The sequence below is a fragment of the Cobetia sp. AM6 genome (genome assembly GCF_009617955.1).
In the GTDB taxonomy this organism is placed as follows: domain Bacteria; phylum Pseudomonadota; class Gammaproteobacteria; order Pseudomonadales; family Halomonadaceae; genus Cobetia; species Cobetia amphilecti.
Genome location: NZ_AP021868.1, coordinates 2,180,185 through 2,194,996, shown reverse-complemented (window position 1 = coordinate 2,194,996; position 14,812 = coordinate 2,180,185). Strand labels below are relative to the sequence as shown.

At 63.1% G+C, this 14,812-nt stretch carries 12 protein-coding genes; 4 read left to right on the top strand and 8 right to left on the bottom strand.

The genetic code is table 11. From position 1 onward, the window contains the following. Positions 1–109 precede the first annotated feature (109 nt). From CLAM6_RS09320 to rbsD, 8 genes are all read right to left on the bottom strand, one after another. Positions 110–1,084 carry a hypothetical protein gene (locus tag CLAM6_RS09320; protein ID WP_153635848.1) on the bottom strand — a complete coding sequence of 325 codons (975 nt, stop codon included), beginning with the start codon at positions 1,082–1,084 and terminating at the stop codon, positions 110–112. Between the two features lie 358 nt (positions 1,085–1,442). Further along, on the bottom strand, positions 1,443–2,654 hold the full coding sequence (locus CLAM6_RS09315) for a dicarboxylate/amino acid:cation symporter (RefSeq protein WP_054556589.1): 1,212 nt from the start codon (positions 2,652–2,654) through the stop codon (positions 1,443–1,445). Between the two features lie 254 nt (positions 2,655–2,908). After that, positions 2,909–4,189, bottom strand: a complete 1,281-nt coding sequence (locus CLAM6_RS09310) for an MFS transporter (protein ID WP_242007636.1) — start codon at positions 4,187–4,189, stop codon at positions 2,909–2,911. Positions 4,190–4,336: 147 nt separating this feature from the next. Further along, positions 4,337–5,362, bottom strand: coding sequence for a LacI family DNA-binding transcriptional regulator (locus CLAM6_RS09305; protein ID WP_153635847.1), 1,026 nt, complete (start codon positions 5,360–5,362; stop codon positions 4,337–4,339). A 168-nt stretch (positions 5,363–5,530) separates the two neighbouring features. Then, positions 5,531–6,433 carry a ribose ABC transporter substrate-binding protein RbsB gene (rbsB, locus tag CLAM6_RS09300; protein ID WP_107334719.1) on the bottom strand — a complete coding sequence of 301 codons (903 nt, stop codon included), beginning with the start codon at positions 6,431–6,433 and terminating at the stop codon, positions 5,531–5,533. A 122-nt stretch (positions 6,434–6,555) separates the two neighbouring features. Then, entirely contained in the window at positions 6,556–7,533 is a 978-nt protein-coding gene (rbsC, locus tag CLAM6_RS09295; protein ID WP_107334720.1) for a ribose ABC transporter permease, read from the bottom strand. Beyond that, positions 7,533–9,164 carry a sugar ABC transporter ATP-binding protein gene (locus tag CLAM6_RS09290; RefSeq protein ID WP_153635846.1) on the bottom strand — a complete coding sequence of 544 codons (1,632 nt, stop codon included), beginning with the start codon at positions 9,162–9,164 and terminating at the stop codon, positions 7,533–7,535. The genes rbsC and CLAM6_RS09290 overlap by 1 nt, the downstream gene beginning before the upstream one ends. Then, the gene (gene rbsD / locus CLAM6_RS18155) at positions 9,164–9,817 is read right to left on the bottom strand and encodes a D-ribose pyranase (RefSeq protein WP_217485810.1); all 654 of its coding nucleotides are present in this window, start codon (positions 9,815–9,817) and stop codon (positions 9,164–9,166) included. Before rbsD ends, CLAM6_RS09290 begins: the two co-directional genes overlap by 1 nt. A gap of 175 nt (positions 9,818–9,992) precedes the next feature. Between rbsD and fliD the strand changes: the two genes are divergently transcribed. The 4 genes from fliD (at position 9,993) to CLAM6_RS09265 (ending at position 14,367) form a co-directional block, all read left to right on the top strand. Then, on the top strand, positions 9,993–11,450 hold the full coding sequence (fliD, locus tag CLAM6_RS09280) for a flagellar filament capping protein FliD (RefSeq protein ID WP_153635844.1): 1,458 nt from the start codon (positions 9,993–9,995) through the stop codon (positions 11,448–11,450). A 181-nt stretch (positions 11,451–11,631) separates the two neighbouring features. Continuing rightward, complete coding sequence (fliS, locus tag CLAM6_RS09275) at positions 11,632–12,033, top strand: flagellar export chaperone FliS (protein WP_153635843.1); 402 nt, start codon at positions 11,632–11,634, stop codon at positions 12,031–12,033. A 2-nt stretch (positions 12,034–12,035) separates the two neighbouring features. Further along, a complete protein-coding gene (locus CLAM6_RS09270) occupies positions 12,036–12,371 on the top strand; it encodes a flagellar protein FliT (protein WP_153635842.1) in 336 nt (111 codons plus the stop codon). 454 nt (positions 12,372–12,825) lie between these two features. Next, a complete protein-coding gene (locus tag CLAM6_RS09265) occupies positions 12,826–14,367 on the top strand; it encodes a hypothetical protein (protein ID WP_153635841.1) in 1,542 nt (513 codons plus the stop codon). The last annotated feature ends 445 nt before the right edge of the window (positions 14,368–14,812 follow it).

Sequence of the window (14,812 nt, the reverse complement as noted above, 5' to 3'; positions counted from 1 at the left end):
TCGTTGCCGTTGATCAAAAAAACCCGCCAATCGGCGGGTTTTTTTGTGTCTGTCATTCGCCCTGTGGCGGGCGTGACTGCTGGGCCTACTGCCGGGTCTACTGTTGGGGCTACTTCTGAATAGCAGGCCAGCTGACCGCTGACTGCTGCTCGCCCAGCCAGTCCTTGAGGGCGGTGCGCATGTCGGCGGTCGGGATAGCGCGCCCGTTCAGCGCATGTACCACCCTGGGCAGGCTCGGGGCCTCACCGGCATCCGCCGGCCAGGCCTGCTTGAGCGTGAAGGCGAGCTTCATCGGCTCCTCACCGTGCAGTCTCTGCTGCATGCGGGCGTGTGCGACGGCTAGCGACTCGAGCTCGGACTCAAGACTCGCGTCCTCGATATTGGCACGACTGACCAGCAGCATACGCGGCAGGTCGAGCATGTCGGCGCGCGGCAGCCAGTCCTTAGACAGCGGATGCAGAGCCACCAGACGCGTCGCGTCATCGCCGTTGAGGAAGGCGGCGTGCATCTTGCGGCTGTTGATCAGCGCCTGGGGCGCATCGCCGACATATTCATCGCCTTCGAGCTCTTCCAGCGAGCGCGGGCTGACCAGCTGCATGCTGGAGCCGACCTTGGCCTCGACCCATTGCTTCAAGGCCAGATGCGAGCGTGCATCGTCATCGCTCATCACCACTCGCACCGCACGCGTGGTGTCGTTGAGGAAGCGGATCAGCAGCTCCTGCGGCTCAAACAATTCGGTGTAGCGGATCAGTTCGTCACGCGCGACCAGGCTGACATCGTCGAGATCCGCGCCGTCCAGCACTCGCAGTGACATGCCGCTTTCGGTCAGTGCCTTGAGCATCTGCGGCGTCAGGTAGGCGGCGTCGAGGCTACCATCGTTCAGTCCTTGCTCCACGGCCTCGTGGCTTGAGAGCTGCTTGAGCATCAGCGGGCTGCTCAGTTGGTCATCGAGGGTGCCCTCGGCTTCGAGCAACACGGCGGGACTGACGCTGACACCGCCATCGGCGGGCATGCCGATCTCCAGCGCGCTGGCGTGCTGGGCGAGGGTCAGGCTGGCAGTGGTGAGCGACAGGGTGGCGAACATGCGTGCCAGGCGCGGGCGAGATATCGGTAGTGATATCGAAGGACAGAACAGTGCAGGGGGAAGCAGGGACATCTGGCACTCCGGCAACGGTAACAGGGTGATGGCGTACGGCAGCGATGACAGCGCTCGCGCGTGGGCGCCAATAGTAGCCGTTTGGCCTGTGGGTGTCAGGCACGGCGCGGCGTCATGTCTCACCTCCCGTCGGCACCCCATCCTGCAGGCTGACCGTAAAGATGATCGTGAGGAAGACCGTGGAGATGAGCGTATGGATGGCCGCTGGCATGAAAAAGCCCCGTCTCCGAAAAGAGGCGGGGCTTTTGACGACTGTCAGCGCATGTGGCTCAGCACATGCTGCAGCTCACGGCTGTGAGCGTGCCACCGGTGCTTCGCCGGTCGCGGCATCCGGCTCCGGCGTAGCCACCACACCATCGCGGCGCGCGAAGTGATCGACCCACAGCGCGATCACGCCATCGCCGGTGACGTTGGTGGCGGTACCGAAGCTATCCTGGGCCAGGTACAGCGCGATCATCAGGCCAAGTTCCGCCTCGCCAAAGCCGAGCATGCTGCCCAGCACGCCAAGCGCCGCCATCACCGCGCCACCCGGTGCCCCGGGCGCGGCGATCATGGTCAGGCCCAGCATGATCAAAAACGGAATCACTTCGCCGAGGCTTGCGAGTGCCAGGTTGTGGCTCATCATCATCACGGCGGTGGCGCAGGTGACGATGGTGATGGTGGAACCGGACAGGTGGATGGTGGCGCACAGCGGCACGCTGAAGTTGGCCACTTCATCGCTGACGCCATTGGCCTTGGTCTGACGCAGGCTGACCGGAATGGTCGCCGCCGACGACATGGTGCCCAGCGCCGTCAGGTAGGCCGGCAGCATGTTGCGCAGGAGGCCCAGCGGAGAACGACGCTGGATCAGGCCGGTGATCAGGTAGGCCGTGCTCAGCCAGATCCAGTGCATCACGATCGCCAGCACCAGCACCTTCCAGAAGGTATCCAGTGTCGATAGCGCCTTGCCCTCGTAGGCCATCTCGGCAAAGGTGCCGGCGATGAACAGGGGCAGCAGCGGGATGATGACGCGATTGAGGAACACCTCGACCACTTCACGCGATTCGAAGACGGCGCTTTTCAGGGTCGGCAGTTCGCGGCGGCTGATGACCACGCCGAACACGAAGGCCAGCACCAGGGCCGTCATCACCGGCAGTGCCGCGGGGATTTCGAGATCGAGAAAGGGAGTCAGGGCATCGCGGCCTTCAGCGACCGGTGCCATGCCGGACAGCATGCCGGGCAGCAGGTTGCTGGCCACCAGGAAGGCGAAGATGCCGGCCAGAATCGTCGACCCGTAGGCCATGCCGACGGTGCGACCCAGCATGGCGCCGGAATTCTTCGGCAGCGACGCGATGCCGCTCATGACGTAGAACAGGATGATCAACGGGATGGTGAAGTTGATCAGCTGGCCGATGATGACCTTGGCGGTCAGCGCGGCACGTACGAGGGCATCCGGGGCCATCAGGCCGATCAGCAGGCCGGCAATGATGCCGAGGATAAGTTTGACGATGAGCTTCATGTGGATCTCGAGGGTTTGACGGGTTCTTGCCCCGATAACGGGTCGTGAATCGCGTACCACCTCGGCGACGCACCGAAATGGCGCGCAGAGTTTACCTGAATTGCGCCACCATTTCAGGCGCCTGGCCAGCTGCCGTGGCATGGGGTGTGATTGCCCATGACTCGACGTGCTGGCCAGGTGCCATCTCAGGCTCTCAGCCTTTCATCGCTTCGCTTGCGCTCTCGTCTCACTGTCTTGATCTCACTGTCCTGATCTCACTGTGTTGAAGAGGCCGAGCGGCGCTGCTTCACACCATGATGAACCAGTGCCACCGCTGCCAGTGCCAGCCCGAACAGCGACATGCCCTGCCAGCCATACACGCTCATCATCTTGACGCCGATGGCGGAACCGGCTGCCGCACCGAGGTAGTAGCACAGCATGTAGACGGCGTTCATGCGGCTCTGGGCCTTGGGGTCGATCGAGAACACGCGCACCTGGTTGGGAATCTGGGCCGCGAAGACGCCCAGGTCCAGCAGGATGATGCCGACGATCAGTCCGGCCAGGCTGTCACCCCACGCGGCGAGCACCGCGAAGGACGCCAGCACCATCACCAGGGCGAAGCTGATCAGGCGCCCCGCGCCGACACGATTGACCAGTCGGCCCGCCGCCTTGGCACCGAAGATTCCCGCCAGTCCGATGATGCCGAACAGCCCCGCCTGCTGGACGCTGTAGTCAAACGGCGCATCGGTGACGTGAATGGCCAGCGTCGCCCACATGGCATTGAAGGCCGCGAACCACAGCGCGCCGGTCAGCGCGGATTCCCGCAGCAGGGCATGTTGCTTGAACAGCGTACCCATCGAGGCGATCAGTCTGGGGTAGGCCATCTGCACGGCAGGCGCGCGGCTGGGCAGATGACGATGCAGCAGCAGACCGATGATGACGGTGATGATGGCCGCGACCAGGAAGACGCTGCGCCAGCCCCAGTATCCGCTGATGCTGCCGCTCAGGGTGCGTGACAGCAGTATGCCGATGGTCAGTCCCGTCATCAGGGTGGCGATGTTCTTGCCGCGCGCCTCGGGGGTGGAGAGCGAGGCGGTCAGCGGTATCAGCTGCTGGGTGATGTTGGCGCCCAGCCCGGCCACGAAGCTTGCCAGCAACAGCGGCCAGAAGCTGGGGGCCAGGAAGATGCCCAGTGAGGCCAGTGCCAGGGTGATGGACAGATTGCGGATCAGCTGGCGTCTGTCCATGGTGTCGCCCAACGGCGAGATCAGAAGGATGGCGGCGGCATACCCGAATTGGGTCGCGGAGGGGATCAGGCCGATCATGCCCTGGCTCACGCCCAGTGAGCGGGCCATCTCCGCCAGCAGCGGCTGGTTGTAGTACAGATTGGCGGCGGTCGCGGCGACCGCGATCGCCATCAGCAGCAACAACCCGCGGCCAATAGCGGGCGTGCTGTCGGCCTCTGGTGTCGATGCCGGCGTGTCAGTGCCTGCCTGGACAGTATCTGATCGGGCAGTGTCCGATTGGGAAGAGCTTGAAGGGGAAGTGCCTGTCACCTGGGTGTCCTCATGTTCGTGCTGCCAAGCGTGGCAGCGGTGATTCACGAGGGGCAGAGTAGGCAGTGTTCACCTATAAGAGAAATGTTGTTGTTTGATATGTTTGATGCTCATCTGGTATAGATCTGTGATCTAGCCTGGCTGCGCTCAAACGTGGCCCAGAAGGCACTGGCCTGGCCGCGCGACACTGTCGCGTTCCACCAGCCTCGGGGCCAGTTGAGTCTGGCCCGGGAAGGGGGTGCCTTCCAGACGCGCGATCAGTTGATCGACGGCCGTGGTGCCCAGCGCATAGATCGGCTGGCGGATGGTGGTCAGGGCGGGTGAGAGGTAGGCACTGATCTCGATATCGTCGTAGCCGATGATCGAGAGTTGCTGAGGTACCTCAAGGCCCAGGTCCTGGGCGGCGCGCAGACAGCCCAGCGCCAGCAGGTCATTGAAGGCGAAGATGGCATCAGGTCTGTCGGCCGGATTGGCCAGCAGCAGGTGGGCCGCGCGATGACCGTCGGCCAGCATCAACTGGGTCGCGATCTGCCAGTCCTCGGCGAGCCCCAGGCCGGCGGCGTGCAGGGCGTCCAGTGCTCCGCTCAGGCGCTCGCGGGAACGGGCATGATCACGAGGCCCGGTCAGCAGGGCGATGCGCTCGATCCCCTGCGCCAGCAGGTGCTCGATGGCAAGCCTGCCCCCCAGGCGTGAATCATCATTGACTACCGTCATGTCCCAGCCCGGCTGGGGCTCGGCGTCCATCATCACCGTCGGCAGTGGCAGGGCACTGAGCGCCTCGAGAAAGCCAGCGCCATTCTCGGCGGTCATCACCACCAGGCCATCGATGCGTCGATCCCGCAGCGTCTCGAGATAGCTGAGCTGCTTGGCATCGATATCGTCACTGTTGCACAGGATCAGACTGTAGCCTGCCTGGTAGCAGCGGTCCTCGACGCCGCGGATCACCTCGGCGAAGAAGGGGTTGTGCGCACTGGTGACAATCATTCCCAGGGTGCGGCTGCGGTTGGATTTCAGCGCGCGGGCGACGCTGTCCGGTCGATAGCCGAGCGCGGCGATCGATTCGCGTACTCGCGCCTCGGTCGCGCTGGCCACCGGGCGGGTGGCATTCACGACATGCGACACCGTGGTTACCGAAACTCCAGCGTGTGCCGCCACATCCTTGAGTCGAATCACTTTTCTATCCCTGGTGGTGAGCCTGATGGTGAAAGTCGAGCGGGCGTCACTGGCCCTGCGAGACGAGCAAGACACGCCATTGATGGAAAGACGCAAAAAGACGAAAAAACGCCGGCCAGAGGCCGGCGTCCTGTCTCGCGATACAGGCGGCGTGAGCCGTGTGATCGCTTACTCGGTGATCAGCTTGAGTGGCACGGAGATGGTCTTCTCGACGTCTTCGTCCTTGAGCAGCTTGTCGGCGGTATCGACGCCGAGGCTGCCGATCAGTGCCGGCTGCTGGGCGACGGTAGCGTCCATCTTGCCGGCCTGCACGGCCTTGATGCCTTCATCAGTGCCATCGAAGCCGACCAGCAGGATGTCCTTGCCGGCGGCCTGCAGGGCACGCTGGGCACCGAGCGCCATCTCATCATTCTGGGCAAAGACGGCATTCACGCCCGGATGCGCCTGCAGCAGGTTCTCCATCACGTTCAGGCCCTGGGTGCGGTTGAAGTTGGCCGGCTGAGTGGCCACCAGGCTGAGGCCGGACTGGCCGTCGATGGCCTTCATGAAGCCTTCACCGCGATCACGCGTGGCCGAGGCACCGGCGACACCTTCCAGCTGCACGATCTCACCCTTGCCTGCGAGTTTCTCGGCGATGAAATTGCCCGCCAGTTCGCCACCGGCGACGTTGTCGGAGGCGACGTGCGCCGCAACGCGACCGCCATTGGCGCTGCGATCCAGTGTCACTACCGGCACATTGCGGCCATTGGCGGTGCGTACGCTGGAGACCACGGCATCGGAATCGGTCGGGTTGATCAGCAGCAGATCGACGCCGCGGGACAGGGCGTCCTCGACGTTGGACAGCTCACGCGCGGCGTCATCGCCGGAATCCAGCACGATCAGTTCGTGGCCCAGCTCCTCGGCCTTGTCCTTGGCGCCCTGCTGGAGGCTGACGAAGAACGGGTTGTTCAGCGTCGAGACCACCAGCGCGATCTTGTCGGCCATGGCGGATTGCACCGGCATCAAGCTCAGGCCTGCGGCAGTGATGGCAGTGGTCAGCGTGGAGGTGAGCAGTTTTCCGTTCTTCTTCATGGCGATGGTCCTTTCATTGTTGTCGGCGACCCGCTGGAGGGCCCCCGTGGTTGGCGCACGGGGGCGAGGGTCTTCGATGCTGCAGGGAATGAAATCGTGTCGTGTCTTACGAACTTGCGCTTCTATTTCTGCGCACGGCTGTCGATCAGTACCGCAAGCAGTATGACAGCGCCCTTGGCGATCATCTGGTAGTAGCTGGAGACGCCCATGATGTTCAGCGCATTGTTCAGCACGCCGATCACCAGTGCCCCGATTAAGGTGCCGAAGATGCGCCCGCGGCCACCCATCAGGCTGGTGCCGCCGATGACGACTGCCGCGATGGCGTCCAGCTCGTAACCGGTGCCGGCATTCGGCTGTGCCGAACCCAGGCGAGCGGCGAGTATGGCACCGGCCAGTGCCGCGAAGGCACCCGCGATGGCATAGACGCTGATCTTGATGCGATTGACGTTGATGCCGGACAGGCGCGCGACCTTCTCACCACCCCCGACCGCATAGACGTGGCGTCCGAAGCGGGTGTGATGCAGCACGCCCCAGCACAGCACGTAGACGAAGAACATCATGTAGATCGGAATCGGCACGCCGAGCCAGTAACCGCCGCCCAGATTCCAGAAGCTGTCCGCGGCTTCGCTGACGCCGATGGAGACCGGACGGCCATCGGTGTAGACGAGCGTGGCACCGCGCAGCACCGTCATCGCCACCAGCGTGACGATGAAGGCCTGGATGCGACCGAAGGCGACGAACAGGCCGGAAATGGCGCCCAGGCCGGCACCGGCGATGATGGTGCCCGGCACGCTCAGCCAGGGGGAGAGGCCGGCGGCGGTCATCGAGGCCGCGAAGGCGCCGGTCAGCGCCAGTACCGCGCCAACGGACAGATCGATGCCCGCGGTGAGAATGACGAAGGTCACGCCCATGGCGATGATGGCATTGATGCTGGTCTGGCGGAGCACGTTGAGCAGGTTGTCGGAAGACAGGAAGTTGTCGGACAGGCCGGCACTCACGGCGATCAACAGGGCCAGCGCGATCAGCGCCTTGTTGTCGACCAGCAGGCGCATGACGTCGAGGCGGCGGCCGCTGGCGGCAGAGGAAGAAGGAGTAGACATCAGTTCGGCATCTCGTGGCGGGAAGCGGAGGAATCGGGGGTAGAAGACGGGCGGGTGGCGCCGCGTGATGCAGCGCTGGACGTTGACGTGCCGTTCGCGGCGTCGTTGCCACTGCTGAGGGGGCTCTCGAGGCCGGAGGCCGCGGTCATGATCGCTTCCTGGGTCGCGTTCTCTCGGCTGAACTCGCCGGAGATGCGCCCGTCGGCGACCACCAGAATGCGATCGGCCAGGCCGAGCAGTTCGGGCATCTCCGAGGAGATCAGCAGTACGCACTTGCCCTGGCGCTTGAGCTCGTTGATCAGCAGGTAGATCTCGCGCTTGGCGCCGACATCCACGCCACGGGTCGGTTCATCGAGAATCACCAGCTCCGGCGCCGGCATCAATGCCTTGGCCAGCGACACCTTCTGCTGGTTGCCGCCGGACAGTGTATCGACCGGCTGGTCGGTATTGCTGACCTTGATCTGCATGCTCTTGACGAAGCTTTCGACGGCGGCGGCTTCCTCGCCATGGCGAATACGCCCGAACGCGCCACAGAAGCTGGGCAGGGCGCTCAACGACATGTTGCTGGCCACCGAGTGAGGGAGAATCAGGCCCGCCTGCTTGCGGTCTTCCGGCACATACACCAGACCCGCGGCCAATGCCTCGGCCGGCGAGGCGAAGCGCACCGGCTGGCCATGCAGCTTCACGCTGCCGGCGCTGATACGGGTATCGCCACACAGGGCGCGGGCCAGTTCGGTACGCCCGGCGCCCATCAGGCCGCCAAAGCCGAGCACTTCCCCACGACGGGCCGAGAAGCTGATGCCCTTGACACCCGGCGCCTCGAGATCCTCGACCTCGAGCATCGCTTCGCCATCAGGGGTGGCGGGCGTATAAGGGTAGCGCTCGGCCAGCTCGCGGCCGACCATCAGGCGAATCAGGCCATCCTCATCCAGTTCCGCCGTCGGGCCCTGGTGGATCATCTGGCCATCGCGCAGCACGGCGACTTCATCGCACATGCTGAAGATCTCGTTCAGGCGGTGGGTGATCAGGACCAGCGAGCGGCCCTCGGCGCGCAGTTCGGCCACGACCTCGGCGAGAATCTCGGTCTCGATGTCGGTCAGCGCATCGGTGGGCTCGTCCATGATGATGATCTCGGCGTCCAGCGACAGCGCACGCGCGATCTCGACCATCTGCTGCTGACCGATGCTCAGCTCGCTGACGGCGGTGCGGGAATCCAGCGATTGACGCAGGCGGTCGAGCAGCTGGCGGGCATCGCGATGCAGACGCTTCCAGTCGACGGTGCCTAGCGTGGTGCGTGGCTCACGGCCGAGGAAGATGTTCTCGCCGGCGGACAGGCCCGGCACCAGATTGAGTTCCTGGTGGATGATGGCGATGCGGCTGTCCATCGCCTGACGTGGAGTGGTGAAGACCACTTCCTCGTCACGCAGCCACAGCGTGCCGGCGTCATAGCGATAGACGCCGGAGAGAATCTTCATCAGCGTCGACTTACCCGCGCCATTCTCACCGGCCAGCGCATGCACGCGCCCCGCGCGTAGGGTCAGATCGACACCCTTGAGCACGCTGACCCCTGAGAAGCCCTTGTCGATGCCCTTGAGCGCCATCAGCACTCTCGGTTGTGCATGGCTCTGCATCAGAAGGGCACCCCACAGTGCAGGATCACGTTGGCGTACGGCGTGCACTCGCCCGTGCGCACGATGACGCTCGCCTCGGGTAGCGCCGCCTTGAAGGCTTCATGACTGAGTTGCTGGCGAGCGATCGGCGTGAGTGACAGACGATCCAGTGTATCCAGACGTTCGACGATGGCGTCATGGAAGGAGGGGCTCTTGACCGGCAGCTCCTCGGCCAGGGTCGTGGCCTCGATGCACAGCTCGGCCAGCAGGGCGTCCAGTACCGGCAGCATGGCGGGCAGGCCGGGAACCACCGCGAGGTCGACACAGGGCACGCCCTCGGGAATCGGCAGGCCTGCGTCGGCGATCACCACGGTGTGGGTATGGCCGAGACGGGCGAGGTGGCCACTGAGAGGTCCGTTCAAGATGCCGTGTCGTTTCACGTCGCAGTCCTTGGGTAAAGCAGGAATGAGTCGATCCAGTATCTGAATCCGCTGGTTCACAATGGCGCCAATTATGAACCGCAAACGTTTGCGGTGCGGTAAGCGATACGTCGTAGGCGCTGTAGGGTGACTACCTTTCTGTAGTCTGAGGTCTAGTGCGGGGTGCGCTCGGAAGGTGAGCTTAAAAGAGAAGGCGATCCAAAAAGAGGGGAATCGAAAGAAGCGGGTGACCATGAAAAGACGGCGCTCACACAAGAGAACATCTGAACAAGAAAGCCCTCAAGTTCACCAGGCCCGAGCCGATAGCCCCAACACTCAGACAGACAAATACGCCCGGTATGCGTGCTTTTTCGCCTGATGGCGGCTCAGCGGGCATGTGAAAATACCTTCACCCTATCGAGAGGTGCATATGGCGACGATTTCATCGCTGGGGATTGGCTCTGGGCTCGACCTCAACAGTCTGCTGACGGATCTGGAGACGGCAGAGCGTCAGAAGCTCACGCCGATCGAGAACCAGCAGGCAAGTTACGAAGCCGAGTTGTCGGCCTGGGGCACGATTCAAAGTCGCCTGGAATCCCTGGATACCGCTGCCGCGGCGCTGGCCGATGCCGAGACCTATGCCGGCATGACGACCACCGCCAGTGGCTCGGGCGTCAGTGCCACGGCAACCTCGGAAGTGAGTGCGGGCAGTTATTCGGTGGCTGTCACCCAGCTGGCACAGGCGCAGAGTCTGGCGACGGCGGGGCAGGCGAGCCGCGATGAGGCCATCGGTGATGGCACCGCGACCACGCTGACGCTGTCATTGGGCACGCTGGCCACTGACGGCAGCTATGCGGCGGATGCCGAGCGCAGCGCCAGCATCGTCATCGACGAGAGCAACAACACCCTGGAAGGCATTCGTGATGCCATCAATGAGGCGGGCCTCGGGGTCACGGCCTCGATCGTCAATGATGGCTCCGACACGCCGTATCGCCTGGTGATGACCTCGGATGAGACGGGCAACGAGGCGGTGATGAGCCTCGCGACCAGCGGCGAGGTGGCAGAGCTCGAGAGCCTGCTCAGCCATGACCCGGCGAGCTATGACGCGACAAGCAGTGACCCGGCCGCCAGCGGGATGGAGCAAGTCGTCGCGGCGCGCAATGCCGAATTCAGCGTCAACGGCATCAGCATGCAAGCCACCTCCAATGTCATCGATGATGCCGTGGATGGTTTGACCCTGACGCTGAGCGAGACCAATACGACTGCGAGCGTGGTCACCGTCAAGGAGAACGCCGAGTCGGTGAGCAAGGCGATGGAGACCTTCGTCAATGCCTACAACGATCTTCAGGACACCATCGACAATTACACCGCCTTCAATGCCGATGAAGGGACCGCGGGGGAATTGCTGGGGGACTCGACGCTGCGCACCATCGAGAGCCGCCTGACCTCGGCGCTGAATTTCACCAGTGAGGGCGATTTCTATGCGCTCTCCTCGCTGGGAGTGAGCCGTACCAACGATGGCAAGCTCGAATTCGACAGCGCCGTGATCGAGGCCGCCGACAGTGAGCAGCTGGCGGCGATGTCGGGATTCTTCATCTCCGATGATAAGGCGGGTACCAGTGGTTTCGCCAGCCAGATGTCCAGTCTGCTGGAAGAGGTGGTCGGGGAAGATGGCACGCTGGAAAGCACTAAGGAAGGCATCGAAGGGTCGCTGGAGAGTCTCGCCAGCCAGTATGAGCAGACCGAAGACACCATCGAGGCCACCATCGAGCGCTATCGTGAGCAGTTCACGGAACTCGACATTCTGGTGGCCAACCTGACATCCACCAGTGATTACCTGACCAGTCAGCTGGAAACGCTGGAAAACAGCTGGGACATGACGGGCTGATCGGCGGCTGATGCCCTGAGACATTGGTCTTTGGCCACTGGGCCCAGGCCCGGACCATCCGCCATGCGCCTGCGAGATTCGATGAGTCCGGCCATGCCCGCAGTCGAGGCCACGTGCCGCCGACGGCTCCACATCTGACAGAGATACTGACAAACGTCATGAACAAGGGAACCCAATCACCATGAGTCGCTATCGTGGCGCCAATGCCTATGCCCGTGTCGGCGTGGAATCCGGTGTGCTTTCCGCCAGCCCGCACCAGTTGATCGTGATGTTGTTCGAAGGAGCAGACCGCGCGCTGGCGGCGGCGCGTCTGCAGATGGAGGCCGGCGACGTGGCCGCCAAGGGGCAGTCGCTGGCCAAGGCGACCAGCATCGTCACCGAAGGCCTGCGTGCCTGCCTGGATCATGAGCAGGGCAACGAGGTCGCGACCAATCTCGATCGCATGTATGACTACATCGCGCGCCTGATCATGCAGGCCAATCTGGGCAACGACCTAGAAAAGCTCGACGAGGCACGTCGCCTGCTCAACGAGCTGGGAGACGCCTGGCGTCAGATTGCCGTACACGACAAGGGAATGGGCTGACCATGGACAGCAATGCAATGCTCGCCGATGACACCTTCCAGCAATGCGATGAGCTGTTGGAGCAGATGAATGCCATGCTGCGCTCAGCGCGCCTGGGTGACTGGCCCGCGGTACTCGGCGGGCAGGCCAGCTATATCGAGAAGATGCAGCAGCTGCGCATGCCGCGAGGTGGCAACGCCGAGACGCGCAGGGCGCTGGAACAACGCCTGCGCACGCTGACTACGCTGGAGTCAGAGCTGACCGTCCAGCTCAAGGCGCGTCAGAGCCAGTTGCAGGAAGTGCTCGGGGACGTGAGTACGCGCCGCAAGCTGGCCCGCAGCTATGGCCAGGGCAGCTGAAGCCAGCACAGAAAAGCCCGAGGAAGCTGCGATCAGGGCCGGGTCGCCGAGGCTGCGCGCATGGCTCCCAGACGTCCCACTTGGGCAATGAGGACTGCACGACATGAGCGGCATCAATCCCTTGATCGATAGTCTGCTCCATCAGGTGTTGGGCAGGGCGGCACAACGCCCGCCGCCGGCGGACGCCGGTGTCGTCTTCCCGACCTCCGCTCTCCAGTCGCGTCAAGGGCTGGGGGCGGAAGATGGCAAGGGCAGCAGGGGTCAGGATGGCACCCAACAGCTTTTCCAGACAGGCACAGGAGCAGGCGCAAGGCCTGCGTCTTCGTCATCGAATGCCAGCGCAGCATTGCTGTCAGCCTCGCAAGCTTCCACTTCTCCAATCGGCGTCCCCGCGTCATCTTCCTCTTCTCTTGCATCGTCTGGTGCTTCCGTCGAACTGACGACGCAGACTCAGATGATATCGCGTTTGCTCGACGCCCTGTCGCAGCTGGTAGCCAGCGGCTCAGCCTCTGCGCGGGTCGGGTTGGCGCTGCCGGAAGGGCAGACGCTAGCTTCTCTACTTGCCAGCGGCCATCCCTTGCCCGGCTTTCTGGCCCCCATTGCGCTGCCCAACGCATCGCTTCTGAGCCTGTCGGCGGCCTTGAGCCAGCAGATGCACCAGAGCGGGCTCTTCTACGAGGCGGACCTGCTCGCCTGGGTCGACAATCGCCTGGGTTTGGCTGACCTCGCCGGGCACCCTCAGCTTGCCAATGCCAGGTTGGAGGCTCTGTTGGCCTGGCGGCAATGGCCGGTGCTTGCGGAGGCGCGCTTCACCCCCTGGGAAGAGACGCGCGAGGACGCCTTTGTCTGGCGCATGCGAGACATGCGAGAAGAGCTGCGCCGTGAGGCGCGCGCAGGCATGGCACGGCCGCGCAGTGACATGCTGTTGCCGCCAGGTAGTGTGGACGTGGCCCGACAGGGCGTCAGCGCCCATGAAGCCAGTGCGCTGGGTGCCTATCGCGCCAACATGCAATTGGGCGTCGCTCAACCTGCCGCCTCTGAAGTGTCTCGTTCGGATGCGCTCGCCAGCGGGCTGGTGCAGCAACAGCTGTTGTTGATTCTGGGTCAGCCCTTCAATTGGCAGGGCTTGTTGATGCCCGGCCTGCATGTCTTCTTCAGTCTCTATTTCCCGGGGCCGCCTTATCGGCATCGCTCGCGGGATGAGGAGGAGCGACGTACAGCGCCATTGGCCGTGACGCCCATGTCTGCGCATGACGCCACACCCGACAGCCGCCGCAGTGATCACGGCGAGGCTCAACAGTGGAAGATGTTGCTGACATTGGTGGCAGGCGGCAGCGATGACGAGGAGAGCAGCGATCGCAAGCCACAGGTGACTTCCGAGCAGGAAAACCTTGCCGCGAAGGACAATGCAGAACAGGGCGAAGGGCAGGCGCCAGCGTCCGGTAGTGCGGAAAGTGAGGGTGGTGAGGAGAGCAAGAGCAGTGAGAGCGGTGATACTGCCGCGCGGGCAACGCTCGCACTGAACCTGACCTGGTATCAGCTCGCTGCGCCTGTGGCATTGGTGGTCGAGATCGAGCGACTGACGCAACCTTCCAGCAACGCTGGCGATCATGAAGCCACCTTGCGCGAGATGCAGCATGTGCTCGCGCAAGGTCTGGCCGGGATGGCGCCCAGGGTGCACGTGCGTCCCATCGATTCAGTGCGTGATCATGACTCGCCCGCGCCTTCTGATGACACTCCTGTCGATGCCCCCCGGGCCACAGCAGAGCAAGCGATGGATTTCATGCATACCCAGGGTGAGAGGCTGGGGCAGCGCATCCAGCAGCGGGCCAGGGCGCTGGGTCTGAGCGTGCATGAAATGCCCGAGCTGGTCGAAATGCTGGCCACCGGCCTGCCGGCACGCAAGGAATTGCCTACAGCCTTGATGCAGGTCGTCGTCAAGATCGCCGAGCTATGGGCAGAGGGGCATCGCTCACGGAAGACGCCTTCCGAGTGAAATCCTCGAATGTCCTGCCCTGCAGGATGATGTTCATCCTTGTACGATTCTTGCTCATTGAGCCTTGGCGAATGTTTTTTTGGCATGCCCCAGCATGATGACTATGGGGGTATGAAATGACATTTCAGGCGTCATGCCATAGTCCATGATATCGAGAAATATAATTTATTTATAATATTTAAATAAATCGTCACTCAGGCGCACTGCTTGCGTGGAGGCAGTATTGTAACTCCGCCGAGAGTCAGCATGGAGATACGGCTCGATCCTGCAGGTTGTTTGTGTCATGACCCTCATATCCTGTGTTTTTATTCTGTTCAAGCGGCGAGAGAAGCCCATTTCGGTGAGTCGCTGGTGGGGCCTCTCATTGCGTTGAAATAGCAGTTGGCCCGTCTTGGTCAAGTGCTGCCATTTCATTATCTCTCGCTTTTACGCAGGGATAACTTGC

Coding starts and splice junctions, on each gene's coding strand:
- CLAM6_RS09290 (WP_153635846.1), bottom strand. CDS start 9,164: ATGCAGAGCCATGCACAACCGAGAGTGCTGATGGCGCTCAAGGGCATC.
- CLAM6_RS09265 (WP_153635841.1), top strand. CDS start 12,826: ATGATATCGCGTTTGCTCGACGCCCTGTCGCAGCTGGTAGCCAGCGGC.
- fliS (WP_153635843.1), top strand. CDS start 11,632: ATGAGTCGCTATCGTGGCGCCAATGCCTATGCCCGTGTCGGCGTGGAA.
- CLAM6_RS09320 (WP_153635848.1), bottom strand. CDS start 1,084: ATGTTCGCCACCCTGTCGCTCACCACTGCCAGCCTGACCCTCGCCCAG.
- CLAM6_RS09270 (WP_153635842.1), top strand. CDS start 12,036: ATGGACAGCAATGCAATGCTCGCCGATGACACCTTCCAGCAATGCGAT.
- fliD (WP_153635844.1), top strand. CDS start 9,993: ATGGCGACGATTTCATCGCTGGGGATTGGCTCTGGGCTCGACCTCAAC.
- rbsD (WP_217485810.1), bottom strand. CDS start 9,817: ATGGTCACCCGCTTCTTTCGATTCCCCTCTTTTTGGATCGCCTTCTCT.
- rbsB (WP_107334719.1), bottom strand. CDS start 6,433: ATGAAGAAGAACGGAAAACTGCTCACCTCCACGCTGACCACTGCCATC.
- rbsC (WP_107334720.1), bottom strand. CDS start 7,533: ATGTCTACTCCTTCTTCCTCTGCCGCCAGCGGCCGCCGCCTCGACGTC.
- CLAM6_RS09315 (WP_054556589.1), bottom strand. CDS start 2,654: ATGAAGCTCATCGTCAAACTTATCCTCGGCATCATTGCCGGCCTGCTG.